The following is a 25,339-nucleotide window of genomic DNA, read 5'->3' on the forward strand; positions in this document are numbered from 1 at the left end:
GTTATATCGCCTCCTTTGCTATTTTTTTACTGTATTCGGTTAACTTCTGAAGTTTTTCCATAGCGGCACCGCTGTCGATGCTTTCAGCTGCTATTCTGACACCATCGTGGACGGAAGATGCGGTGCCATTGGCGAATAGTCCGAGTCCTGCATTGAAAAGAATCGTATCACGGTAAGCCCCCTGTTTTCCACTCAGGACATCCATTAAAATGCGGGCGTTATCTTTTGCATCGCCCCCCTTTATGGCATCATTATCGTGGACGGGCAAGTTCACGTCATTCGGATGCAACGTGAAGGAATGGACATTTCCATTGTCGAGCATGGCGATGTGATTGTCACCCGCAAGCGAGCCTTCGTCCATATAGTCAGCGCCATTAATGACGAGTGCTCGCTTTCGTCCCAACTGATGCAACGTTTGGGCAAGCAGAGACAGCATATCGCGCCGGTACACGCCGAGGAACTGCGTGTCGAGATGAACCGGATTGGTCAATGGGCCGATCAGGTTGAATATCGTAGGAATGCCCAAATCTTTCCGGACACCCATAAAACGTTTCATTCCGGGGTGTACATTTGGCGCAAACAAAAAAGCAATACTGGCTTCGGTGAGCATTTCCTCGACATGTTCTTTCATGAACGACAGGGAAATACCCAAATGCTCGAGCACATCAGCACTTCCTGTATTGCTGGAGATGCTGCGGTTGCCGTGCTTTGCAACTGGGACGCCGGCACCGGCCAGAACAAATGCAGCGGTTGTGCTGATGTTAAAGCTTTGGGAACCGTCGCCGCCTGTTCCACAATTATCCATAACCCTCATCGGCATGTCGGTTGTCTGGGTGGATTGGGAACGAAGAACCGAAGCGAGCCCGGCAATTTCCTCGGGTGTTTCGCCTTTTGCTCGAAGTGCCGTTAAAAATGATGCCAGTTGACTATCAGTAATATGATCTGAAAAAGATGCTGCAGTTGCCTGTTTCATTTCCTCAAGTGTAAGGTTTTCCCGATTCATCAGTTTTTCAAGATACTGTTTCATGATGGATCTCCTTTCCAATTTCAATTAAAAAATTGCGGATGATTGTCTTTCCGGATGCTGTGCCAATGGATTCCGGATGAAACTGTATGCCATAAACAGGGTGTTGCCGGTGTTTAATCGCCATAATTTCATTATCATCAAGAGATGACGACACAACCTTTAGTTCATACGGCAACGTTGTCCGGTCAATGGCCAATGAATGATAACGCATCACCTCCAGCGGTTGCGGGAGATAACTGAAAAGTCCGTGCCCATTATGGGTGATGGATGATGTTTTGCCGTGTTTAACGGTCTTAGCTTTGGTAAGTGATACACCAAGGGCATGAGCAATAACCTGATGACCGAGACAAATTCCGAGAATGGGAATGCGGTTGTAAAATGTCTTCACAATCTCTGCGCAGATACCTGCTTTCTCCGGTGTTCCCGGTCCTGGGGAAAGGATAATGGCTTCCGGGTTTAACGTTGCAACATTCTCGGCAGTCAGCTGATCATTTCGGCGGACGGCTACCTCCATTCCTTCGCTTGCCACGAATTGATAGATGTTGTACGAAAATGAGTCGTAATTATCAATGAGTAAAATCAAAGTTTGTCACCTCCATTAATGAGCGTGCTTTGTGCAAGGTTTCGTTATATTCGGTTTCCGGATCGGAATCGTAGACAATACCTGCACCTGTCTGTAAGTAGGCATAGTTATCTTTTACAATGAGTGATCGAATGGTTAGTGCCATGTTCATGTCGCCATTAAAATTGATGTAGCCAACACCACCAGCGTAAGCACCGCGTCTGACGTCTTCCAGTTCATTGATGATTTGCATGGCACGGATTTTCGGTGCACCGGATACGGTTCCAGCGGGCAGGCATGCAATTAATGCATCGATACTCGAAAATCGGGCAGCCAATTTTCCGTGTACCTCTGAGACAATGTGTGAAACGTGCTTATACTTTTCGATGTGCATATAAGCTGGGACCGTAATGCTATCTACTTCACACACACGGCCGAGGTCGTTTCGGCTTAAATCAACGAGCATCCGGTGTTCTGATAACTCCTTTTCATCTGCGAGAAGGTCTCTCGACAATGCTTCATCTTCCGCCTTCGTTTCCCCGCGCGGTCGTGTACCGGCAATCGGATTGGCAATAATGTCCTCTCCCGACGTTTTCAGTAAACTTTCCGGTGACGCCCCCAAAAGGACGTAATCATCAAAGTCGATATAAAACATGTATGGGGACGGATTCACTTTTCGCAACTTTCGATAGAATGTAAATGGATCCCCATGCATGGCAGCTTTCATTCGTTGAGATAAAACGACCTGATAGATATCTCCTTGCTGAATATGTTCTTTTGCTATTTCGACATTACGCATAAAATGGTTTTTATCCATGTCAGGTTGGAACGTGATTGGGTCATCCGCTGATGGATGATCGGACGGAGCCGGCATCAGTGCCTTGCTTAATGCGTCTAAACGTTTATCCAATACGTGTTCCGGCTGCTCATCCAGGTTTGTTGCTATGACGAACACCGATTCATCTTTATGGTCAAAGACAATGATGTTTTTATAAAGCATGAAATGACAATCCGGCATGTCTGTGTCATTGGGCAGCTCCCCGCCGATATCTTCATAGGAGCGAATAGCATCATAACCGGTATATCCTACTGCACCTCCAAAGAAGGGGAGGGGAATATCAACATCCAATGAAGGAATTTCGTTTTGTAACACGGATAAAACCGTCTCATACCGTTTTTCGGTTGTTTGTTGATATCGTATGGTCGTTTCATCATGGCCTCCGGTGATTTCTATATATGGGTCAGCTCCGATAAAGGAATATTTGCCTTTTTCTTCATGTTGGAATGAGCTTTCCAGCAAAAACCGTTTTGTTCCTTGCAGGTTTTGAAATATGCCTATCGGGGTCAGGGTGTCAGCGTTACGTTTTATATATTTATAGGGCAGTGGTTTTGAGTTGGTTACCATGTCTGCAAAACTCCTTTTCGGTTAAAAATAAAAAACCTCTGCAAACATAGTCGACTATGTTTGCAGAGGACGATTGTGACCGCGGTGCCACCTCTTTTTGGAGACAACGAATGTTATCTCCATCTTTTTCAGATACGGGATGTGTAAGGGACGTTGCTTTGGACCTTTTCATCCGATACCTTATCCGTATAACGGCGGAGTCCCGTGTTTCCGTACTGTCGTTCAGGAAACCTCTCACAAGTCCATTCGGCAATCATCCACGTGCCGGTATTGCACCACCACCGGCTCTCTGGAACGCTTCATAAAAGCTTACTTCTCTTGCTCAGCGATTTGTAGTTATTTTGTTAGTATCCGAACTGCCAAGTGGGTTGATTGGTTATGGTGATCAACCCATATAAAAAAGCTTCCCATCCTTGTAAAAAAGGACGGGAAGCCCGTGGTGCCACCTTTATTAGCTGCAGAAACAGCTCACTCCGACCATAGGAATGTATCCTATGCCTCCCGGATAACGATGGGAATTAAGTCGCCGGAGTCTACTGTAATAACGGTTCGATCCGGAGCTCGGAAGTCCATTCGCCTGCCATATACACCGGTTTACACCTACCACCGGCTCTCTGGAGAATAACAACAGGGTACTCCTCTTCGTCAACGCTTTAATTTGAAAGAATATTTAATATTTATTCTAACGGCGTTTTAACCTGATGTCAATACAAAATAACCGGAAAAATTATTTTTATTTAAAAATACAGGTTAATGTGACGGTCATGTGTATCCGATTTTTTCTCGGGATAACATTTTTTCTGTTTTGAACGAGCCTTTTTGTGCTATGTTAGATATATATATGTGCAAAGGGGTTCTGAGGATGCCGAAGAAAACGGTAGGGATTATTTTTGGCGGCAAGTCCGCCGAACATGAAGTTTCATTGCAATCAGCCAAAAATATCGTTGATGCGATCGATGAAGAAAAATATAAGGTCGTTTTGATTGGAATTGACAAGCGGGGGAAATGGCATATAAATAACCCATCATCCTATTTGATTAATGCCGATGACCCGACATCCATTCGGCTGAATCAGTCGGAGCAAACGGTTGCGTTGGTACCCGGAAAAACAGACCATCAGCTGATTCATGCCACAGATGCCCGTTTGATTGAGCAACTGGATGCTGTATTTCCGATTGTTCATGGAACGTTGGGCGAGGATGGCAGTCTTCAGGGGATGATGCACTTGGCTAACCTCCCGTTTGTCGGTACCGATGTGCTTGGTTCAGCGATCTGCATGGATAAGGATATTGCCAAGCGGCTGCTGCAAGCGGCTGGGTTAAACGTTGCCAAAGGGCTGACCTGTTCACATGCGGATCGACAGGAGATGACCTTTGCAAAAGCGGAAAAGGAAGTAGGTGTGCCGATGTTCATTAAACCGGCCAACCAAGGGTCATCCGTCGGTGTCAGCAAAGTTTCGGGAGAGGAAGCGTTTGATCAAGCTCTGGATGAAGCCTTCCAGTATGATCGAAAGGTCGTTATAGAAGAGACGCTGAACGGTCGTGAAATTGAGTGTGCGGTATTGGGCAATGACGATCCGAAAGCATCCGTTCCGGGTGAAATTTTACCGCAGACGGAATTTTATTCGTACGAATCCAAGTATATTGACGAATCCGGTGCGAAATTGGAAATGCCGGCTGATCTATCGGATGAGGCGGCTCGAAAGGTGCAAGCAACTGCCGTAAAAGCGTTTCGAACACTGGAGTGCGAGGGGTTGGCGCGCGTGGACTTCTTCCTGACTGATGACGGAGACGTCTATGTGAATGAGGTTAATACATTGCCCGGTTTTACACGCATCAGTATGTATCCGAAATTGTGGGAACTGAGTGGCGTTGCCTATCCGGAATTAATTGATCAACTAATTAAACTGGCTATTCAACGGCATGAGCGTAACAGTAAGAAGAAAAGTGCCGTATGGGACGACTAATCTTGCTGTAAATTAAAGACACTGCATGGCTTGGATATATTATGTTTAGGCATTCCCTGTATTCCGGGGAATGCCTAAACATTCATTGATAAAGTTCTATAATGTTTGATAAGCGTCTGCCAAATCTCTGACGCTCCAAAGCCAGTGGAACATTGATAAGATTTTGGTTAGGGTGCTATTCATAGTTAATGAGTGATGCCGTATTTTAGTAGATAAGGAGATGGGATAATGGCAAAAGATAATCGTGTGGCTCTTGTCACGGGTTCCGGAACAGGTTTAGGAAAGGCGATTGCCACATCGTTCGTTAATGAAGGCATGACGGTCGTGTTAACTGGTAGACGGGAGGATGTATTGCAGAAGGCGAGCGAGGATATTGGCCAGGATCAAACGATTGTGCTCCCGGGTGATATGACGAGTGAAGCCAGTGTTCAAAAGCTTCGGGATAAATTGCTGGCGCAAACAGGCGGGAGACTTGATATTCTCGTAAATAACGTCGGAGGTGTTCCTGCCAGAGAATCCATCGAAGACATGACTGTGGATCAATGGTACCAAGTGATCGATAAAAATACGACAAGTCAATTTCTTGTTACCAAGTATTTTCTGCCTGCTCTGCGCAGGAGTAATCACGCAGTTATTATTACGGTAACATCAGTCCTTGCCCATTTTTATATGAAAGGATTTGGCGCTTATTCGGCAGGTAAAGCAGCCGCTGAAGCCTTGATTCAAACGGTTGCCGAAGAAGAGAAGGCTAACGGCATACAAGTGGAACTGCTTGATCCCGGAAGCGTCGCGACAGATGCCAATCCGAGCGGCAAAAATGATTCTATGGATGTAGCAGCGCGGCTGGTTAATATGGTTAAATAGGCTATTAAGCTTAGATAAATCCGAGGTATAGCATTTATGCCATTCAGTTTAGACGAGGGGGTAAGGATGATGGACATTCGTGAAATTGAAATGAACGACAATCAGGCATTGAAACGCATTATTAAATGGTCATTGGAGGATGCTGGCTTAAATATTCCCGGAACAGCCTATTTCGATCCTCAGCTTGGCTATTTATCACAATTTTATAAAGAGAAGCCCGGGGCCAAATATTGGGTGGTTGTGACAGATGCGAATGAAGTTGCGGGTGGGGCGGGTATTGCTCCCTACGCCCAAAATTCAGACGTGGGAGAGTTGCAAAAGTTGTATATTGCGCCTGAATTTCGAGGCAAGGGGCTATCCAAGCAATTGATGACGACAGCGCTCGACTTTGCCAGCAAGCATTATACGTATTGTTATCTGGAAACGTCGCGGAAACTTGAAATCGCCAGCTACTTATATCGCCAGTTTGGCTTTCAGGAACTGAATGAACCGCTGGATGGCTCGGAACATGGCGCCATGGATGATTGGTATATCAAAAAGTTAGTTTAAAAGCTATACAACTTTTAAGTAGGAGAAGGCCATTTGATATCGTTACCCTTCAAATCGGGTGAATTTATCGGTGGCCGGGATTCGTTCCTTTTTGACGGGCTTTTCATCAAAATAGCCGAGATGCAGGAACCCGACGATTTTTTCGTTGTTACCTATGTCCAGGATCGCTTTCACCGCCGGATCATAAATATGCGAATTGGTTTTCCAGACAACCCCAAGCTGATGCTCCCATGCAAGCAACCAGAAGTTTTGAATCATACAGGCGGTTGCACCAAAGTTTTCATCCCATTGTTTTTGACTGTCAGGTTCATCCATGACGACAATAAGGAACGCGTTGGGTTCACAAAGGTATTGATACCGGTTTTCCTGGCGTTCTTCCGGATACGTGGCGGCAACGTTTGCGGCAAAGGTTTCTTTTTGCTCCGGTCCGACAAAGATGAATCGCCAAGGCTGACGGACGCCGTGGGTAGGTGCCCATATAGCATCTTCCAGCAGTTCTTTGACGGTATCCTCGGTAACGGGTTTATCGTTGTAATGCTTTTTGACAGCACGTCGGTCGCGGATGGTCTGTTGAAGTGATGTCTTTGTCTTAGCAGAATTCAATTCTCACCCTCCATCAAAAAATATGTATTGATCATTTATTATAGCTTATAAATGAATAAGTAGCAAAACATTAAAAAGGTCTTGATTTGTGAAATGAATCACGTAATAATGGGAGGAACAGTAAGAATTCGCATAATTAAAAAATTACATGTGAATAATTTCACAATAGGGGGAGGAAGACATGAAAGCATTTTTGAAGCGAAAAGGAGTTTCTTTGTCGGTCAGGGCGTATGTTATTACGGCGTTAAGCTATATGGCATTAGGGCTGTTCGCATCTCTTATTATTGGTCTGATTATTCAAACCATTGGTGAGCAAGCGGTAAAATGGGGATGGGATCAGCTGGCGTTTTTTGTGGATATGGGCGGCTATGCGATGGAGACCAAAATAATGGGCGGTGCCATTGGCGTGGCAATTGCTTATGGGTTGAACGCACCCCCGCTCGTTTTATTTTCTGCGCTGTTTGCCGGAGCATTCGGTGCTGAATTGGGCGGACCGGCTGGAAGTTATGTGACCGCCCTGATTGCTACTGAGTTTGGGAAAATAGTCTATAAAACGACACGTGTTGATATTATCATCACGCCATTTGTAACAATACTTGTCGGGTTTGCCATCGGTACCTTTATTGGCCCGCCGATCAATGCATTCATGTCGTGGTTCGGAGGAATTATTAATTGGTCCACCGACCAGCAGCCTTTGATTATGGGGATACTGGTTGCTGTTTTGATGGGATGGGGATTAACGGCCCCCATATCCAGTTTAGCCATTGCCATCATGCTTTCCATTGATGGATTGGCAGCAGGTGCGGCAACGATTGGGTGTGCCGCGCAAATGGTTGGATTTGCATCGGCCAGCTATCGTGAAAATGGTGTCGGTGGTTTGCTGGCACAGGGAATTGGCACGTCCATGCTGCAGGTAGCCAACGTGTTGCGCAATCCTGTGATTATTATTCCGCCGACTATCGCCGGAGCCGTCCTGGCCCCATTTGCAACCGTCTGGCTGGAACTTGAAAATAATGATCTTGGTGCGGGGATGGGCACCAGTGGTCTGGTGGGACAAATTATGACTTTTGAATCCATGGGCTTTAGTTGGCATGTGTTAGGATCCATGGTGGCGTTGCATGTGATCGGCCCTGCGATTATCAGTTTCGTTCTAGCGGAATGGTTCCGTAAAAAAGGCTGGATCAAACCAGGGGATATGAAAATCGACTACGAATGAATTCTGAGGATACGATTCGCAAAAACGCAACAATAGCTCGTATTTGTTATACTGGAAATAAGTCAATAAGAAAAGACCTAAAAGGAAGCGTCAACTGACAATGACACGTATCCCTTTGCCGGATGGCCAGGAAGATTTGGTTGCACCAGGGAAAGAACGAATGAATGACGATGGGATATAAAGGAGCGTCAGCATGAAGACTGTTGTGGACAAAGCATTGAAGAAGGCGGGCGATGAAACCCCTTTGAAAAAGGTCACCCGTGTTGGGGGAGGATCCATTAGTGCAAGCTATTTTGCGGAGACTCATCAAGGCCGTTATTTTGTAAAATACCATCCAAATGCACCGGCGCGTTTTTTTGAACTGGAAGCAAAGGGGTTGGACCTCATCAGTCAGACGGATTCAATCGCTGTTCCGGACGTATGTGCCTACTCGGATGAAAGCGGAGGTGCGTTTCTGGTGATGGAATGGATCGAAGGAACGCCTTCTGCCGATACACAGCGTCAGCTCGGTGACCGGGTCGCGAAGATGCATCAGTCATTCGGTGACAAGCATGGTTTGGACGTTGATACGTTTATCGGTACGCTTCCTCAGCCAAATGGCTTGTTTTCAAGCTGGCTGGCGTATTATCGGGACCAGCGTCTGGGTGCCCAGCTTCAGCTTGGAATCGACCGTGGAAGAATTACGGGTGAACGGCGCCACCGGATGGAAACATTGCTGGAAAACTTAGGTAAGTGGGTTCCAGATGATACAGCCCCTTCGTCTTTGCATGGGGACCTGTGGGGTGGCAACTGGCTTGTTGGTTCAGGAGGGATTCCCTATGTGATTGATCCGTCATTTTTGTATGGGGACAGGCATTTTGAGCTAGCTTTTACGGAGCTGTTTGGCGGGTATTCCAACGATTTCTATCGAGCGTATGAAGAGCGATTCCCACTATCACCGGATTATGACGATATCAAACCATTGTACCAGCTGTATTACTTGCTCGTACACTTGATTAGTTTTGGCGAAGGGTATGGGCCGCCCGTTGATGCCATTCTAAAACGATATTGTGGGTAGTGTATCAGGCACAAATTTGTCATAAAATGTACTAGTATCGTGCTTCATATCACAAATATACCCTGCCCCTTATCGTGTATGATGAAGGCACATGATGGAAGTGGGTGGTGAATGATGACATTATATGAACTGCTTGTTGTCATACACGTTTTTTCGGCCATATTGGGAATGGGCCCGGGGTTTGTGATGATTTATATAGTTAGCAAAGCTCGGACGATGACCGAATTGCGGCAGGCCCATGCCATTCGCAATCATCTCCATCATGTGGTGATGATCGGTGGTATATTGCTGTTTGTTACCGGCCTGTGGATGGGTATGTTACATCCGTATCTTTTTGATCAAGGTTGGTATGTAACAAGTCTCATATTGTATCTGGTCGCTTTGGGGCTTGGTCCGGTCATGCTGTCACCCAGGGCGAAACCGGTCAAAATGCTGCTTAACGAGCATCAAAGCGATGATATACCGCCTGATTACTATCTATTATCAAAAAGACTGTTTTTCTATGAACGGTTGGAGAATATATTGTTTTTGATCATCATTGTGCTTATGGTATTGAAACCATTTTAAAAGTGAATCAAAAGGAATAAATAACCACAATTAATTCAGGCGCACATAACGATAAATGTGCGCCTGAATTACGCTTCACCCAAATATTCTTCCAAAGTTATATCTTGCTTCATGATGGCTGTGGCGGCTTTTTGGCCGACATACCGGAGATGCCATGGTTCGTATTGATACTTAGTGATGGCTTGTTTTCCTTTCGGGTAGCGAATAATAAAACCGTATTCACTCGCATGTTGCTTAATCCATTGTCCCTCGTCGGTTTGCCCGAAATCGGTGACCAATCGGTAATTGACATCCGGGCTGGTGACATCCATGGTCAAGCCAGTCTGATGTTCGCTTTCGCCCGGTTTGGCACTGACTTTGTTAGCCGCTTCTTCACCACGTTCCCGGACATTGGAGGCAAAGATGGCATCCTGTCTCTCGTAGGACCGATAGCCGGACTGAGCGAACAGTTCAAGATCGTTGTTGTTGGCTGCTTGAAACATATCTTCCAGTGCTTGAGCGGCTACCTTCCGCATTTGTTTTTTCGGCAAAAAGTCGTCAAAAGGAAAACGGACATCGGGTACGGTCAGGTTACGCGGAACAAAATCACCAGGCAGTCTGTTGTCTTTATTGACCAGTGCAAGGATGTCATGTGGATTGCCAACAGCTGTCGGTTTCTCGTCCGGTTTACGCAGAACAGCCCCTGCTTTGACGGCGTCCGTTTCATCCAGTTTCTTTTGTAATGCGTTTCGAGTCGGCTCATTATAAATACCAGTAGCAGTGAGCGAGTCTTGTTGCAATTGAAAATCGGTAAGCGCCCAGGTTGTTTCCCTATCAAAGGTTCCATTGTCAGAAATGGAATAACCGGCGTTGTTCAAGGCTTTTTGCAGCGTTTTCACCGCCTGGCCCTGATCGGTTTTTTGCAGCTGTTCCTGGGGGAGATCGATGCTCGTATCTTTCGGACGATCTTTTTTTTGGTTGTCTGTTTTGTCTGTTGGTGTATGGTCGGCGGATCCGTTATTGTCTGGGCTCCCGTTGCAGGCTGTGGTTAAAAATGTCAAATTGAACAGTATAAAAATAGCGGTCAGGCTTTTGTAGAACATGGTTTTCTCTCCCTATTGTCTCATCTTTTACGTTTATCGTATCACTGCATGATTGTTTTGGTCTATGGTTTCTTTTTGAAAGGCCAGCCGGATGTTAATGCAGAGACGTTCGGTTTTCTTTAGCGAAAATAAAGCATAAGCAGGTCTGTTCATCCTCTTTTTCATCGGTTAAAATAAAGAGAAAGAAGATTGGTTCAAATAAAAAGATAAAAATATAGCAGGAGGTTCTGAAAATGTCGGTTATTGTGAGTGCCCCGTGGCTAAAGAACAGATTGGAACATGCCCCCGACGATACGGTTGTTGTGGATACGCGATTTCAGCTGACTGATGAAGACGCGGGCAGGAAAGCTTATTTGGAAGGACATATCCCGCAAGCTGTTTACTTGGATTTAAACAAAGATTTATCTGAGAAACCTGCTAAGCATGGCGGCAGTCACCCGTTGCCGGATATGGAGATGTTTGCAGCCAAAATGGGCAACATCGGTATCGATCATGACACAACGGTTGTTATTTATGATCAACACAATGACATGTTCGCAGCACGTCTGTGGTGGCTGCTGGATTATGCGGGTCATCAGGACGTTCATCTGCTTGATGGCGGTTTGGATGCGTGGATGAACAACGGGTATGAGGTGACAACCGAGGTAACGAACCTGGATCCAAAGCATTTTGAGCCATTCATACGGAATGATGCTGTTGCGGACATCGATAATGTGAAAGAAAAGTTGCAGAGCCAAACGGCGACACTCATTGACTCTCGTGCAAGTGAACGATATCTGGGTCAATCAGAACCACTTTATAGAAAGGCAGGTCATATTCCCGGAGCAAAAAATTTCTTCTGGAAACATGTTTTGAATGACAAAGGGAAATGGAAAACGGATGATGAGCTCGAATACCGTTTTAAATCCTTATCTAAGGACGATGAGATTATCGTTTCGTGTGGATCGGGTGTCTCCGCGTGCCCGAACGTTCTTGCATTGAGGTTAGCCGGATACCGGGATGTTAAGCTTTACCCTGGCAGTTTCAGCGATTGGATTTCGTATGATGATAACAAAGTGGAAACAAAGGAGGAATAACCATGAATCGAAAGCGCTGTGAATGGGTAACAGATGACTCGATTTATATTGATTATCATGACCATGAGTGGGGGAAGCCGACCCATGATGATCAGTCCTTATTTGAAATGCTTTCGCTGGAAGGGGCACAGGCGGGTTTGAGTTGGCTTACCATCCTTAAGCGGAGAGAAGATTATCGGAAGGCGTTCGATTATTTTGATCCTGAAAAAATTGCTCGTTACGATACGGATAGGGTGCACAAACTGATCCAGGATAAGCGTATCATCCGTAACAGACAAAAAATCGAATCGGTAATAACGAATGCAATGTCAGTATTGATGATTCAGCAGCAGTTTGGAAGCTTTGACAGCTATATTTGGCAATTTGTCGGCGGTGAGCCAATTCTGAATAACTGGGATACACATGCGGATGTCCCTGCGACGACCCAAGAGTCTGAACAGATGAGCAAAGACTTGAAAAAGCGTGGATTTAAGTTTGTGGGGCCGACGATTTGTTATGCGTTTATGCAAGCAACCGGAATGGTTAATGACCATACGAAAGACTGTTTTCTGTATCACGGCCGAACCGATGAAACGGTTTAAATGTCGATGGATTCAAACATAAATGGATCTGCAGTTTTGGTCTGCAACACACAATGCAGATCTCTGAGCCTTTAGAAACGGATTATCTTTTGGCTTTCTCCGATTGAGTTCAGCCAAATACCCGTTTAACGGCACCGGCGAATTCTTGAAAGTAAGCAGGGACTTTATGATCGGGAAGCCCAGTGTACATGTTTGCTGCGATGGATTGGTTATACCATTTCTGCTGATCAAATCCCGAATGAAAGTGATCCCAAAGTTTGTGACCTTGCCGGTTCAGTTCTTTTTCCATGGACAGCAAGTTATCCAGTTTATCAGCTATAATTAAGTACTTTACGTCATCTTCTGCACGTTTTACCGTATCAATGGTATCCTGTTTGCGCCCTTCCCACGATTTGGATTTATCTTCCGTATGGGCAGAGACGAGTGCTGCAACCTTTGATCCAAATTGGTCTTTGATATCTTCTATTTCATATGGCGTATCTTCCACAACGTCATGCAAATAACCGGCACAAACCAGCTCATCGCTGAATCCTGAAGTTTCCAGCCGTTGTGCGACACGGACGGGATGGGTGATATAAGGTGTGCCGGAAGCCTTACGTGTCTGCCCATCATGCGCTATTTCGGCAAACATTTTTGCTGCTTGTTTCATATTTTTCCCTCCTACCTCCCATGTTTCATGTTCCCAATGCTGTAAGTGTAGCATATGTGAATATTTTTCTGAAAATGATTCATGCCATTATGATTACATAAATTCAAAATCCTTGGTATGATAGAAGAAATGATACTTGAGATAGGATGAATCACTATGGGTGAAGGAATTAATAGACGGAAGACAGAGCACATTCGTCTTTGTCTTGAAGATAATGTGGAAGGAGTGGACAAGTCAACCGGTCTGGAAGGAATATCGTTTATACATAACGCACTGCCGGAGATCAATTTTAGAGATATTGATTTGACGTCCCATTTCCTTGACAAGCCAATCAAAGCGCCGTTTCTGGTCAGTTCGATGACGGGTGGATCGGAGCTTGCGGCGCAGATAAACCGGAATTTGGCGAAGGCTGCAGAAGAAAAAGGGTGGGCCGTAGCGCTTGGCTCAACGAGGGCTTTATTGGAAAGTGATGCGCACCAGGAGTCCTTTTTAATACGCAAGCATGCACCGACTGTTCCACTCATTGCAAACTTGGGTGCTGTGCAACTGAACTATGGCTATGGGGCTGAGGCGTGTCAGCAGATTATTGATATGACCGGTGCTGATTCCATTGTGCTGCATTTTAATCCGCTCCAGGAGGCTGTGCAGGATGGGGGCGACTTGAATTTTGAAAACTTGCTGCCGAAAATCGAAAACGTTTGCTCTGCACTGGATGTTCCGGTTGGTGCGAAAGAGGTCGGGTTTGGCATTGATGGAACGGTCGCCAAACAATTATACGATGCTGGTATTTCCTATATTGATGTTGCGGGCGCTGGTGGGACGTCGTGGAGTCAGGTTGAGAAACTCCGCTCCAATGATCCTCTGAAAAAGGCGGCTGCGGAAGCGTTCAATAGCTGGGGCATCCCGACAAAGGACTGCATTGTATCGGTGAGGAGCGCCCTGGATGATATTCCTGTGGTATCCAGCGGCGGAATGAAGACCGGAATGGACGCTGCCAAAGCTTTGACCATTGGTGCTGATGTGATCGGATTTGCTCGTAAGTTGCTCCAGGCGGCAACAGAATCCGATGAAGCAGTTGTCAAAACCATGGATCAGATCGAGCTTGAACTGACAATGACCATGTTCGGTATTGGTGCCAAAACGATCGGTGATCTAAAAAATACGAAACGCGTTTCCATTATGGGAACATCATTGCTTGAAGACTGACTGCTCATTATTATGGGCAGTTTTTTCGTTCATTAAAAAACGCCAAAGTTTGGCACACAAACGCCAAAGTTAAAGTGAAAACACCAAAGTTTATAACAAAAAAGCCAAAGATGAAACCAAAATCGCCAAAGTTCATTAATCATTCAGCGTCGCAACCAGAAAATGTTATCGGAAACGGTTCCAAATGATGGTTTATGATTCGTCGACCTCCAAATGCTACATAACAAAGGAGGTCTTTCTATGGATGAAGAGATGCATGAACCAAAGGATAATAAATCCATCCCAATGACATCGATCACAAGCGGATCAGGGGAAGAAGCAGCAAATGATGTGTTTTACTATACGGACCAAATCGTGAATATTGGTTTTATTGGTTACCCGGAAGAGCGGGAATGGGTGCTGGTGGATGCGGGATTGCCTCATTCCGCCGAAAACATTATGGAAACGGCTGAGAAACGGTTCGGGACACAGCAACCGCCATTAGCCATCGTTCTGACACACGGGCATTTTGATCATGTTGGCGGACTGGTGGACTTGGTGCAGGAATGGGATGTTCCGGTTTATGCTCATCAACTGGAGCTCCCTTATCTAACTGGGGAACAAAGCTATCCGGAGCCGGATCCTAGTGTAGAAGGCGGCATGTTGGCCAAAATTTCCCGCATCTATCCGAACGAACCGGTGAATTTAGGCCGTGCGGTGCAACCGTTGCCTGAAGACAATAGCGTACCCGGAATGGAAGGATGGCAGTGGATTCACACACCGGGACATACACCCGGTCATGTGTCGTTTTACCGAAAGCATGATGGGATGCTTCTCTCCGGTGATGCCTTTATTACAGTCAGACAGGACTCGTTCTATAATGTGCTTATGCAGACCAGTGAGGTGAATGGGCCACCGCGGTATCTGACAACGGATTGGGAAAAAGCTAAAACATCAGTGGAAAAGCTGGCACAATTAAATCCGGAGACGGTCGTACCGGGACATGGTACGTGGATGCGTGGCGAAGCATTAAGGGAAGGGCTTTCACACCTTGCTCAAACGTTTGATCAAACAGCTAAACCGGACTATGGACGGTATGTTGATGGTCACGACTATCATTGATTCAGCTGAAAATCAGCGCTATGGTCAGGGGTGTGCGGTGATCCAATTGATGTCCTCCTTTGTGTCAAGAGCACAACATTTCCTGACAGTGAGAAGGCTGTGCTAAAATAACCATCAGGAAAGAGGTGTTATCATGGACATAGAGGTATGGTCCGATTTCGTGTGTCCGTTCTGTTACATGGGCAAGCGTCAATTGGAGTCCGCACTCGACCATTTTCCTCATAAAGACAATGTATTCGTGACGTATAATAGTTATGAACTAGATCCTGATTCCGAGAAAAATCCTGATCAGTCGATTCATGAACGAATGAGTGTTAAATTTGGCATGAGCGTGGAAGAAGCCAGACAATCGAATGAAAAAATGAGAAAAAAAGCCGAGGAACTGGGGTTGATATACAATTTTGATACGATGCAGCCGACCAATTCGTTTGATGCCCACCGTGTTGTGCAATATGCAAAAAACAAAGGAAAGAGCCATGCCGTGATCGAGCGTCTGTTTCGTGCTTATTTTACGGATTCTGAACGAATCAGTGATTACGAAATACTAGCCCGATTAGCAGCTGAATCCGGTCTGGATCGGGGCAATGTGCGAGTAATGCTGAAAAAGGATGACTACGCGGAAGATGTCCGGATGGATGAAAAAGAGGCGGCACAACTAGGTGTACAAGGTGTTCCGTTTTTCGTTTTTAATAGCACATATGCATTATCCGGTGCACAGCCAATGAACGTATTCACTGAAGTGCTTGCGAAAGTATGGGAAGAGGAGCAATCGAAATCGTCGTCGCACTCGTTGACACCAAAAAAATCAAAAACAACGTATTGTACGGATGAAGGCTGTGAAGACATGAAAAATGACTGATGCATTCCGATATAGCAACCTCTCGCAAGGCAAATAGCCATCAGCGAAGGTTGTTTTTTTATCTTTTCGTCCCAACAGGGTATCCGTTGTAGGTTTGACACACTGAATCGTTAATGATATAACTAATTCGGTGATAATGATTATCAATATCGCCAAATTAAAGCATACAGTTTTTCGTTATCAGGATTAATCGGCTGTATCAGCAAGGGAACGGGAATGGGATGAGAAAAGGATATTTGCTAATCATAGCGTTGTTTTTACTTTCTTTTATATCGCTTTTTGTCGGTGTTAAAAACATATCACCACTCGATCTTTTTCACTTAACGCAGGATCAACAGAAAATTTTAACCGTAAGTCGGTTGCCGCGCTTGATCAGTATTTTAATCGCGGGGAGCAGCTTAAGTATATGCGGTTTGATTATGCAACAATTAACACGAAACAAATTCGTTTCACCGACAACGGCGGGCACCATGGATTCCGCACGTCTTGGTGTTTTGGTGTCATTACTTGTTTTTCCTGCAGCCGGCATGCTTGAAAAGATGGCCATAGCCTTTGCCTTTGCACTGGCGGGTACATTTATATTTATGAAGATTCTTGATCACATTAAATTTAAAAACACGATATTTATCCCGCTTGTTGGGCTGATGTTCGGTAATATTGTCGGATCGATTACAACGTTTTTCGGGTTGAAGTATAACCTGATACAAAGTATATCCTCCTGGCTGCATGGGGATTTTTCCATGGTCATTGAAGGACGTTACGAACTTTTATATATCAGTATTCCGGCGATTATTTTAGCATACCTGTTTGCCAACCGTTTTACGCTGGCAGGCATGGGTGAGGATTTAGCGGTGAATCTGGGTTTGAGTTATAAACGAATCGTTAATCTGGGACTTATTATCGTTGCTTTTGTCTCCTCGATCGTAATACTTACTGTTGGAACCTTGCCTTTTTTGGGTTTGATTGTCCCCAATATTGTGACGATCTTCCGTGGGGATAATATAAAGAAAAGCATCTTTCCCACAGCAGTGATGGGAGCTGTATTCGTTCTGTTTTGCGATATACTCGGACGCATAATCATTTATCCATATGAAATCTCTATCAGTCTGACCATCGGTATTATCGGCAGTGCCATTTTCCTGTATTTGTTATTGGGGAGAAACGCTCATGAAAACTAAACTTATTATTCTGGTAACTATTACCGCAGCAATCATTACTCTATTTTTATTTATTGATATGGGAGGCTATTGGGGTTACATTTTGACCCGGCGATTGAACAAAATTTTGGCCATCATCCTGACAGGCAGTTCAATTGGCGTATCGACGATTATTTTTCAAACGATCACGAATAATAAAATTTTAACGCCTAACATTATTGGACTGGATTCGTTATACATGCTGATTCAGACCGTTGTGGTGTTCACTTTTGGCGCCAATACGCTGACGATGATGAATAGTAACATTCATTTTCTGATTTCTGTCGGCCTGATGTTAGTGTTTTCGGCGTTACTGTATACGTTTTTATTTAAACGGGAAGGGCAAAATATTTATTATTTGCTGCTTGTCGGTTTGATCTTGGGCACATTGTTTTCAAGTATCTCGTCATTCATGCAGATATTGATTGATCCAAACGAATTTCTTGTCGTAAGGGACTCTATGTTTGCCAGTTTTAACAATGTTAATACACAGCTTCTATTAATCTCTTCGGTGAGTGTCGTACTGATTGGCTTATACTTTCTACGCTTTATCAAATATCTGGATGTTTTATCATTAGGCAAGGAACAGGCGATTAACTTAGGAGTGAGTTATGATCCGGTCGTTAAAAGGCTGTTAATGATTATTGCTGTTCTGGTATCCATATCAACCGCACTGGTTGGTCCCATAACGTTTTTAGGCTTACTTGTAGCCAATATTACCTATCACTTTATGGGGACTTATCAACACAAACACTTATTCGCCGGTTCGATTTTTATCAGCATCATTTCCCTGATAGGGGCGCAAATGCTGGTTGAGCGTGTATTTCATTTTTCGACATCGGTCAGTGTTATTATCAATCTTGTTGGCGGATTGTATTTTCTTTATCTGCTTCTAAAGGAGAGTAAATGATGTTAGACGTTAAACATGTTACCAAGCAATATGGTCAAAAGAATGTCGTCGAGGATGTTTCCGTTTCTATACAAAAAGGCAAAATCACCTCGTTTATTGGCCCGAATGGCGCCGGAAAAAGTACGTTGTTATCAATGGTCAGTCGACTTATTAATAAAGATAGCGGTGACATTGTCATTGACGGCAAAAATATTAAAGATAGTAAAAGCAATGATCTTGCCAAAAAAATATCTATTCTCAAACAGTCGAATAATGTTAACATCCGCATTACAATTAAAGATTTGGTCAGTTTTGGCCGTTTTCCTTATTCGCAAGGGCGATTAACAGAAAAAGACTGGCAGCATGTAAACGACGCGCTGCATTATATGAGACTTGAGGACATGCAAAACAAATATATTGATCAATTAAGCGGCGGTCAGCTGCAAAGAGCGTACATAGCGATGATACTTGCCCAGGATACCGAGTATATCCTTTTGGATGAACCGCTCAATAATTTGGATATGAACCACTCGGTGGAAATCATGAAAGCACTAAAGAAAATGGTGAACGAACTCGGGAAAACGGTTGTGATTGTTCTGCATGATATTAATTTTGCTTCCTGCTATTCCGATCATATTGTAGCATTAAAGGATGGAAAGGTTGTTAAAGGCGGTGCCACAGAGGAGATTATTCAACAACCGGTGTTGAAAGAAGTGTATGATATGGACATCCAGATTGAAATCATCAATAACAACCGGATTTGTATTTACTATACGTAAACGCTCAAAAACACATTTTCAAAAAAATACGGAATGTCTATTGACGTCTTGAAAAGTAAATGGTAGTCTAATTAACAGTGAAACTGATAATCATTTTCAATTAATGGTAATTGACATAGTCGATTACCATATCCCTTGCGCAAGGGTTATTTTTTTACACATAACTGATAACGATTATCAATTTCGTTTAATCGTATGTGTTATAAAACATAATCAGGAGTGATCTCAATGGTCAAAAAGTTTTCAGCGTTTTTAGTGGTTTGTTTGTTAGCGATGGCTTTAGCCGCTTGTGGATCCAGCGACTCGACGGGTTCGTCCGGCAATACCAGTGATTCATCAGATAAAAATAATGAAGAATCATCCAATAAAACGGTTACTGTCAACCATAAACTAGATAAAACCGATGTTCCAAAAAACCCGGAAAATGTTGTGGTGTTTGACTACGGTGCGTTGGAGACCCTCGATAAGCTGAATGTTCCAGTTAAAGGTGTTGCAAAGGGAAGTGCTCTCCCGGAATATTTATCAAAGTATGAGGGATCGGAATATAAAAATGTCGGCAGTTTAATTGAACCAGACTTTGAAGCCATCAATGAGCTGCAGCCTGAACTGATCATCATTTCCGGCAGACAGTCCGATGCTTACAAAGAGCTTAGTAAAATTGCACCGACCATTTATGTTGGTATTAATAATAAAAACTACATGGATTCGTTTACGAAAAATGCAAAAACACTCGGTAAAATTTTTGATAAAAAAGATGAGGTCAATCAAGAACTGGATGACATTAAACAATCCATTCAAAACCTTCAGGATAAAACGTCTGAAAGTGACAAAAAAGGTCTGATTGTCTTATCAACCGGCGGGAAAATAAGTGCGTACGGCCCCGGCTCACGATTTGGACTCATTCATGATGTATTTGGCGTTCAGCCAGCCGATGAGAACATTGAGGCATCAACACATGGTCAGAAAGTGACATTCGAATATGTCGCGGAACAAGACCCGGATTATTTGTTTGTTATTGATCGGGACAAAGCGATCGGCGGCGATACGGTTGCCAGTGAAGTACTTGATAATGAACTTGTGAACGGAACAAAGGCAGCCAAAAATGATCATATTGTCTATTTAAATCCAAATGTTTGGTACCTTTCCGGTGGCGGTCTGCTATCAATGGAAGAAATGATTAAAGAGGTTAAAAACGGATTGGATTAGATACAACAAGAGGCAAGGGATCGAATCTCTTGCTTTTTTTTGTTGATAGGCAGAAAAAATGTGGCAAATGCTAGTAAAATGGCTGTTCCATTGTAAATGAAATGTTAGTTATTCCTTTCAACGCCGGGATGGCAATGCTTATTAATTCTTTAAGCGAAGTATTAACATTTGCACCACCCCCCTTATATATGTTTGAATAAAGAAACAAAGTAAGGAAATGAGGGACAGCCATCTATGAGAAAATTATTGATATCACTTATGGCGCTGACCGTGGCACTTGTATTGGCAGCGTGCGGCGGTGATGATGGATCGGACGATAAGGACAAGGATAAGGATAAAGGCGGCGGTGAGAACGGACAAGCTTCTCAGCAGCAAAAGATGCCTGAGCCTGATTTGAAAGACGTACCAGATGTTGTAGCCAAGGTGAATGGTGACAAAATCAAGAAGAAAGAATTTAGTTCCATGTATCAGAGCGTCTTTCAGCGATCGGCCATGCAATCAAGGCTGACTGGAAAAGAAGTGGATCAGAAGAAACTGAAAAAACAGACGGCAGAAGTTTTGGTTGGCAATGAGCTGCTTAAACAAGAAGCAAATAATCGGGATTATAGCGCATCCGACAAAGCTGTGGATAAAAAGTTGAACGACTTGGCGAAGCAAAATGGGCTTGAGTCCAAAGATAAATTGCTCAGCAAATTAAAAGAGCAGGGTACGAAGAAAAATGAAGTGATTTCACAGATTAAGACGCAAGTTAAAATGGATAAACTGGTTGCCGAAGAATCCGGTGACATAGAGCCAACAGAAAAGGAACTGAAGAAAGCGTACGATCAGTGGAAATCGCAGAAAAAGCAAGCACAAAAAAATAAAAAAGACAATGAAGATGGCGACAGTGGCAAGGATAGCAAAAAAGATAAGGAAATAGCTTCATTCGATGAGAAAAAGTCAGATTTGAAACAAAGTATAAAAAGCAAAAAAGAAGCTCAAGCACGGCAAACATTGGTTGACAAACTCCGTAAAGATGCGGACGTGACCATCAATCTATAACAGTAAAAAGCCAGGGTCCGATTGGATCCTGGCTTTTTACTGTCTCTGATGCAACGATCCCAACGATCCTGCCGTTATTTAAGCAATAATGGCATCAATGGCTCTCAACAGTTGTTCCATCTGTTTTTCGGTACCAATCGTAATACGGACATGATTGGCAATCGCCGGATTTTGAAAATGTCTGATTAAAATTTTCCGACGTTTCAGTTCGTTGTAAAGCGTTTCTGCTTTAACGGTAGAGTGCGTTGTAAAGATAAAGTTTGCCGCGGACGGAAGTACGCTGAACCCACGTTTCTTCATTTCAGGAATCAGCCACTCTCTTGTCCGAATGATCTCCTCCGTTGTTTCCTGAAAATAGTGATCATCTTTCATGGCTGCAGCTGCACCAGCGAGGGCCAGTCGGTCCATGGTGTATGAGTTGAAAGAGTCTTTAATACGGAAAAGTGCCTCAATCAGATGAGGCTGCCCAATGGCAAATCCGATACGAAGACCGGCCAGTGACCTTGATTTGGACATCGTCTGCACAATCAGAAGGTTGGGGTAGTCCTGAACCAGAGATGCCGCAGAGGCAGGCGCGAAGTCGATATAAGCTTCATCCATAATAACGACTTGGTCCGAATTGTTGGCTGCAATTGTCTCCACATTCTCCAAAGACAAATAAATACCTGTCGGTGCATTCGGATTAGCCATGATGATTCCGCCATCAGACTGGAAAAAGGATTCAACCGGAATCGTAAAGTCCTGGTTCAAAGGGACTTCCTCATACGGGATATGGAAAAGTTTCGCATAAACCGGATAGAAACTATATGTTACGGATGGAAATTGGATACGCGCGTCTGTATTGAAAAAAGCCATAAACGAAAAGGCAAGAACTTCATCCGAACCGTTCCCAACGAAAATATGCTCTTTATCAAGCTGATAATAACGGCCTATGTCATCTCGGAGTGCTTCAGCGTCGGGAGCAGGATACAGTTGCAAATGGTGCGAAACTTCCTTTTGAATGGCCTCAATAACGTTCGGCGAGGGACCATACGGGCTTTCATTTGTATTCAGCTTTATAATATCAGGATCATTCAGCTGTTCGCCGGGCACATACGGTTCGGTTCGTTTGGCGGCGTCGCTCCAAAGTTTATGCATGTTGGCTGCCTTCCTTTTCTGAATGGCGTTTGGCAAGTTCCTCTCTAATTTCAGAAATCGAAACGTCCATTAATTCCATCAGGACAAGGGTGTGATACGATAAATCGGCAATTTCCCACACCATTTCATCACGACTGTTATTTTTGGCACCGATGATGACTTCGCTTGTTTCTTCGCCCACCTTTTTAAGGATCTTATCAATGCCTTCTGAAAACAAATACGTGGTATACGACCCTTCCTCTGTTTCAGCCCGGCGTTTTTTAATCAGATTTGCCAGTTCGCTTAGTGTCATCTGTTCGGCCGCATTGCTGTTTTGTAATACGTGGTGGAAGCATGACGCCTCACCAGTATGGCAGGCTGGTCCGACTGGCTGAACCTTTACCAAAAGGGCGTCTTGATCACAGTCGCTCGTGATCTCCTTAACCTGCTGCGTGTTACCGGACTCTTCTCCTTTATGCCATAATTTTTGCCGTTGTCGGCTGTAAAACCATGTTTCACCGGTTTGCAGTGTTTTTTCCAGTGATTCTTTATTCATATAGGCGTGTGTTAGAATCGATCCTGTTTCAGCATCCTGAACAATAGCTGGTATAAGGCCGTATTCGTCAAATGTCAGGCTGTTCAGTTGTTCGTCATACATATGGTTACCTCCTGACGGCAATGCCGTTTTGATCAAGATAATTTTTTAGCTCCGGTATTTGAATCTCGTTGTAGTGAAAAACAGAAGCGGCCAGGGCTGCATCCGCATCGCCTTCTGTCAGTACATCGGCGATATGGCTGTCGGATCCAGCACCGCCGCTTGCAACAACAGGGACGTTGACATGGTTGGCAATGGTCTTCGTCAGTTCCAGATTGTAGCCGCTTTTGTCTCCATCCGTATCCATGGCATTCACGACGATTTCACCGGCGCCAAGACGTTCGCCTTCTTTAGCCCATTCAATGGCATCCATACCGGTATCCTCGCGGCCGCCTTTAATAAAGATATGCCATTTTCCTGTGTCCATTTGTTTAGCGTCTAATGACAGGACGATGCATTGGGAACCGAATTTCCGGGACGCTTCCTGTATCAGCTCAGGGTTCTTCACGGCTGCACTGTTAATGGATATTTTATCAGCACCGGAGCGGAGGGTCTGCTGAATATCTTGAATACTATTGATGCCGCCGCCGACCGTAAATGGAATGGCAATTTCGGAAGCAATTTGTTCGACGATGTCCAAAAACATCGGGCGATTTTCATTGGATGCTGTGATATCATAAAAGACCAGTTCATCGGCTCCCGATTGATTATACTCCTTGGCCAGCTCCACGGGATGGGCGACGTCTTGTATGTTCTGGAATTTATGGCCTTTGACAACGCGACCTTTATCCACATCCATACATGGAATGATTCGTTTAGCAAGCATTTATGTTTCCCCCTGTATTGTTTGAAATGATAGGGTACCATCATACAGCGCTTTGCCGATAATAGCCCCGTATAAATTCATTGATTTCAGCCTATCGACATCGTCTTTGCTGGAAACACCTCCCGAGGCAATGACGCGGATGGCCGATGCACGATTGATAGCGTCCAGCTCGGCAAAATTCGGCCCCTTCAGCATACCGTCTTTCAGGATATCGGTATAGATAATTGTGTGAACACCAATGGCTTCCAGTTCTTGTACCAAATCAGCTGCTTCTATATCACTTGTCTCGGTCCATCCGTCAATTGCGACGTAACCATGGCGTGCATCGATGGATACAGCGATTTTCTCTCCATATTGGGCCACCGCTTCTTTTAAGAATGCCTTGTCACTAATGGCAGCAGTACCGAGAATAACTCTGTCGGCACCAGCAGATAAATAGGCTTTTATCATATCGATAGAACGAATGCCACCACCGATTTGAACGGGGATACGAACAGTTTGGACAATGTCGCGAATGGTCTCAGTGTTGGCGGCTGTCCCTGTCTTAGCTCCATCCAAGTCAACGATGTGCAAATAGTCAGCTTGCTGTTTTTCCCACTGTTTCGCCATGTCGGCAGGGGAGTCGCTATAAACGTTTTCCTGTTCGTAGTCGCCTTGAATCAGGCGGACACATTTACCGTTGCGTATGTCAATAGCCGGGAATAAAATCATCGTACCATCTCTCCAAAATTTTGTAATAACTGCAGTCCGATGGGTCCGCTTTTTTCAGGATGAAATTGCATGCCCATCACATTGTTCGTGCGCACAATGGCGGGAATCTCGCCGCCATAATCGGTACTGCTGATCAGTTGATTCTGCTGCCACGAGCTGACAGCATACGAATGGACAAAATAGACATAAGCGTCTTCCGGAACGTCCTTTAGCAGCGGCTCTTCTTTATGGTGTGTCAGCGTGTTCCAACCCATATGCGGTACTTTGACGGATTCACGGATGCGTCCGACTTTGCCATCAAGCAGGCCAAGCCCGTCCCAATCGCCATCCTCATAACTTTTTTCATACAACAGCTGCATCCCTAGGCAGATGCCCAGCAGTGGTTTGCCTTGTGCTGCTTCCTGCTGCAGCGACTCGGCCAACCCTAGGTCTATTAAGGCCTCCATGGCATCCCGAAAGGCTCCAACTCCGGGAAGAATTACCCCGTCACTGTTCTGGATGACAACCGGGTCAGAAGTCAGCTGCGACTCCAGACCAATGTTTGTTAGGGCAAACTGTAAGCTTTTGATGTTTCCTGCACCGTAATCAATAATAGCAATCATGTTGTTTC

At 44.6% G+C, this 25,339-nt stretch carries 27 protein-coding genes and 2 other annotated features; of the genes, 16 read left to right on the forward strand and 11 right to left on the reverse strand.

The features are described from left to right. Position 1 precedes the first annotated feature (1 nt). Genes trpD through trpE form a run of 3 tightly spaced genes read right to left on the reverse strand, consistent with a single transcriptional unit; the run spans position 2 to position 2,994 of the window. Positions 2–1,027 carry an anthranilate phosphoribosyltransferase gene (gene trpD, locus ACZ5Q7_RS05540; protein ID WP_343750903.1) on the reverse strand — a complete coding sequence of 342 codons (1,026 nt, stop codon included), beginning with the start codon at positions 1,025–1,027 and terminating at the stop codon, positions 2–4. Beyond that, positions 1,011–1,610: an anthranilate synthase component II gene (locus tag ACZ5Q7_RS05545; RefSeq protein WP_343750904.1), complete on the reverse strand. Its 600-nt coding sequence runs from the start codon at positions 1,608–1,610 to the stop codon at positions 1,011–1,013. The genes trpD and ACZ5Q7_RS05545 overlap by 17 nt, the downstream gene beginning before the upstream one ends. Continuing rightward, positions 1,594–2,994 carry an anthranilate synthase component I gene (gene trpE, locus ACZ5Q7_RS05550; protein WP_343750905.1) on the reverse strand — a complete coding sequence of 467 codons (1,401 nt, stop codon included), beginning with the start codon at positions 2,992–2,994 and terminating at the stop codon, positions 1,594–1,596. The genes ACZ5Q7_RS05545 and trpE overlap by 17 nt, the downstream gene beginning before the upstream one ends. Positions 2,995–3,056: 62 nt before the next feature. Then, positions 3,057–3,329, reverse strand: a binding site (T-box leader). 83 nt (positions 3,330–3,412) lie between these two features. Next, positions 3,413–3,652, reverse strand: a binding site (T-box leader). Positions 3,653–3,856: 204 nt separating this feature from the next. Here trpE and ddlA point away from each other — a divergent pair. From ddlA to ACZ5Q7_RS05565, 3 genes are all read left to right on the forward strand, one after another. Continuing rightward, complete coding sequence (gene ddlA / locus ACZ5Q7_RS05555; protein ID WP_343750906.1) at positions 3,857–4,960, forward strand: D-alanine--D-alanine ligase; 1,104 nt, start codon at positions 3,857–3,859, stop codon at positions 4,958–4,960. 228 nt (positions 4,961–5,188) lie between these two features. Continuing rightward, positions 5,189–5,824, forward strand: coding sequence for an SDR family oxidoreductase (locus ACZ5Q7_RS05560; protein ID WP_343750908.1), 636 nt, complete (start codon positions 5,189–5,191; stop codon positions 5,822–5,824). Between the two features lie 69 nt (positions 5,825–5,893). Then, complete coding sequence (locus ACZ5Q7_RS05565; RefSeq protein WP_343750910.1) at positions 5,894–6,373, forward strand: GNAT family N-acetyltransferase; 480 nt, start codon at positions 5,894–5,896, stop codon at positions 6,371–6,373. A gap of 42 nt (positions 6,374–6,415) precedes the next feature. On the opposite strand, the gene ACZ5Q7_RS05570 is transcribed toward ACZ5Q7_RS05565, so the two are convergent. Continuing rightward, entirely contained in the window at positions 6,416–6,976 is a 561-nt protein-coding gene (locus tag ACZ5Q7_RS05570; protein WP_343750911.1) for a nitroreductase family protein, read from the reverse strand. A gap of 181 nt (positions 6,977–7,157) precedes the next feature. On the opposite strand from ACZ5Q7_RS05570, the gene ACZ5Q7_RS05575 reads away from it, so the two are divergent. From ACZ5Q7_RS05575 to ACZ5Q7_RS05585, 3 genes are all read left to right on the forward strand, one after another. Then, positions 7,158–8,192 carry a PTS sugar transporter subunit IIC gene (locus ACZ5Q7_RS05575; RefSeq protein ID WP_343750913.1) on the forward strand — a complete coding sequence of 345 codons (1,035 nt, stop codon included), beginning with the start codon at positions 7,158–7,160 and terminating at the stop codon, positions 8,190–8,192. A gap of 193 nt (positions 8,193–8,385) precedes the next feature. Beyond that, on the forward strand, positions 8,386–9,249 hold the full coding sequence (locus ACZ5Q7_RS05580) for a fructosamine kinase family protein (protein WP_343750914.1): 864 nt from the start codon (positions 8,386–8,388) through the stop codon (positions 9,247–9,249). 111 nt (positions 9,250–9,360) lie between these two features. Next, positions 9,361–9,816: a DUF2269 family protein gene (locus tag ACZ5Q7_RS05585; RefSeq protein WP_343750916.1), complete on the forward strand. Its 456-nt coding sequence runs from the start codon at positions 9,361–9,363 to the stop codon at positions 9,814–9,816. Between the two features lie 68 nt (positions 9,817–9,884). Here the strand turns inward: ACZ5Q7_RS05585 and ACZ5Q7_RS05590 are convergent, their stop codons facing one another. After that, positions 9,885–10,898: a D-alanyl-D-alanine carboxypeptidase family protein gene (locus ACZ5Q7_RS05590; protein ID WP_343750917.1), complete on the reverse strand. Its 1,014-nt coding sequence runs from the start codon at positions 10,896–10,898 to the stop codon at positions 9,885–9,887. A gap of 233 nt (positions 10,899–11,131) precedes the next feature. Between ACZ5Q7_RS05590 and ACZ5Q7_RS05595 the strand changes: the two genes are divergently transcribed. Together ACZ5Q7_RS05595 and ACZ5Q7_RS05600 are read left to right on the forward strand one after the other, a co-directional pair. After that, a complete protein-coding gene (locus ACZ5Q7_RS05595; protein ID WP_343750919.1) occupies positions 11,132–11,974 on the forward strand; it encodes a sulfurtransferase in 843 nt (280 codons plus the stop codon). 2 nt (positions 11,975–11,976) lie between these two features. Further along, on the forward strand, positions 11,977–12,555 hold the full coding sequence (locus ACZ5Q7_RS05600; protein ID WP_343750921.1) for a DNA-3-methyladenine glycosylase I: 579 nt from the start codon (positions 11,977–11,979) through the stop codon (positions 12,553–12,555). A 109-nt stretch (positions 12,556–12,664) separates the two neighbouring features. On the opposite strand, the gene ACZ5Q7_RS05605 is transcribed toward ACZ5Q7_RS05600, so the two are convergent. Beyond that, positions 12,665–13,204, reverse strand: a complete 540-nt coding sequence (locus ACZ5Q7_RS05605) for an HD domain-containing protein (protein WP_343750923.1) — start codon at positions 13,202–13,204, stop codon at positions 12,665–12,667. Between the two features lie 156 nt (positions 13,205–13,360). Here ACZ5Q7_RS05605 and fni point away from each other — a divergent pair, with 156 nt between their 5' ends. The 8 genes from fni to ACZ5Q7_RS05645 all read left to right on the forward strand — a co-directional run bounded on the left by fni (position 13,361) and on the right by ACZ5Q7_RS05645 (position 21,481). Beyond that, on the forward strand, positions 13,361–14,410 hold the full coding sequence (gene fni / locus ACZ5Q7_RS05610) for a type 2 isopentenyl-diphosphate Delta-isomerase (protein ID WP_343750924.1): 1,050 nt from the start codon (positions 13,361–13,363) through the stop codon (positions 14,408–14,410). Positions 14,411–14,650: 240 nt separating this feature from the next. Further along, positions 14,651–15,511, forward strand: a complete 861-nt coding sequence (locus ACZ5Q7_RS05615; protein ID WP_343750925.1) for an MBL fold metallo-hydrolase — start codon at positions 14,651–14,653, stop codon at positions 15,509–15,511. A 133-nt stretch (positions 15,512–15,644) separates the two neighbouring features. Further along, positions 15,645–16,370: a DsbA family oxidoreductase gene (locus ACZ5Q7_RS05620; protein WP_343750926.1), complete on the forward strand. Its 726-nt coding sequence runs from the start codon at positions 15,645–15,647 to the stop codon at positions 16,368–16,370. 221 nt (positions 16,371–16,591) lie between these two features. Then, complete coding sequence (locus tag ACZ5Q7_RS05625) at positions 16,592–17,548, forward strand: ABC transporter permease (protein ID WP_343750928.1); 957 nt, start codon at positions 16,592–16,594, stop codon at positions 17,546–17,548. Then, entirely contained in the window at positions 17,538–18,476 is a 939-nt protein-coding gene (locus ACZ5Q7_RS05630; RefSeq protein ID WP_343750930.1) for an iron chelate uptake ABC transporter family permease subunit, read from the forward strand. Before ACZ5Q7_RS05625 ends, ACZ5Q7_RS05630 begins: the two co-directional genes overlap by 11 nt. Next, positions 18,476–19,234 carry an iron ABC transporter ATP-binding protein gene (locus ACZ5Q7_RS05635; RefSeq protein WP_343750932.1) on the forward strand — a complete coding sequence of 253 codons (759 nt, stop codon included), beginning with the start codon at positions 18,476–18,478 and terminating at the stop codon, positions 19,232–19,234. The genes ACZ5Q7_RS05630 and ACZ5Q7_RS05635 overlap by 1 nt, the downstream gene beginning before the upstream one ends. Before the next feature lie 228 nt (positions 19,235–19,462). After that, positions 19,463–20,440 (forward strand): siderophore ABC transporter substrate-binding protein, encoded by a 978-nt coding sequence (locus ACZ5Q7_RS05640; RefSeq protein WP_343750933.1) that lies wholly within the window; start codon positions 19,463–19,465, stop codon positions 20,438–20,440. A gap of 234 nt (positions 20,441–20,674) precedes the next feature. Then, complete coding sequence (locus ACZ5Q7_RS05645) at positions 20,675–21,481, forward strand: SurA N-terminal domain-containing protein (RefSeq protein WP_343750934.1); 807 nt, start codon at positions 20,675–20,677, stop codon at positions 21,479–21,481. Positions 21,482–21,559: 78 nt separating this feature from the next. On the opposite strand, the gene hisC is transcribed toward ACZ5Q7_RS05645, so the two are convergent. Genes hisC through hisH form a run of 5 tightly spaced genes read right to left on the reverse strand, consistent with a single transcriptional unit; the run spans position 21,560 to position 25,331 of the window. Next, on the reverse strand, positions 21,560–22,618 hold the full coding sequence (gene hisC / locus ACZ5Q7_RS05650) for a histidinol-phosphate transaminase (RefSeq protein ID WP_343750935.1): 1,059 nt from the start codon (positions 22,616–22,618) through the stop codon (positions 21,560–21,562). Continuing rightward, entirely contained in the window at positions 22,611–23,255 is a 645-nt protein-coding gene (gene hisIE / locus ACZ5Q7_RS05655; RefSeq protein WP_343750937.1) for a bifunctional phosphoribosyl-AMP cyclohydrolase/phosphoribosyl-ATP diphosphatase HisIE, read from the reverse strand. The genes hisC and hisIE overlap by 8 nt, the downstream gene beginning before the upstream one ends. Positions 23,256–23,259: 4 nt before the next feature. After that, positions 23,260–24,018, reverse strand: coding sequence for an imidazole glycerol phosphate synthase subunit HisF (hisF, locus tag ACZ5Q7_RS05660; protein WP_343750938.1), 759 nt, complete (start codon positions 24,016–24,018; stop codon positions 23,260–23,262). Beyond that, on the reverse strand, positions 24,019–24,729 hold the full coding sequence (hisA, locus tag ACZ5Q7_RS05665) for a 1-(5-phosphoribosyl)-5-[(5-phosphoribosylamino)methylideneamino]imidazole-4-carboxamide isomerase (RefSeq protein WP_343750939.1): 711 nt from the start codon (positions 24,727–24,729) through the stop codon (positions 24,019–24,021). It lies immediately after the preceding gene. Then, the gene (gene hisH, locus ACZ5Q7_RS05670; protein WP_464433156.1) at positions 24,726–25,331 is read right to left on the reverse strand and encodes an imidazole glycerol phosphate synthase subunit HisH; all 606 of its coding nucleotides are present in this window, start codon (positions 25,329–25,331) and stop codon (positions 24,726–24,728) included. The genes hisA and hisH overlap by 4 nt, the downstream gene beginning before the upstream one ends. Positions 25,332–25,339: the final 8 nt, after the last annotated feature.

Source organism: Lentibacillus halophilus (genome assembly GCF_055395055.1).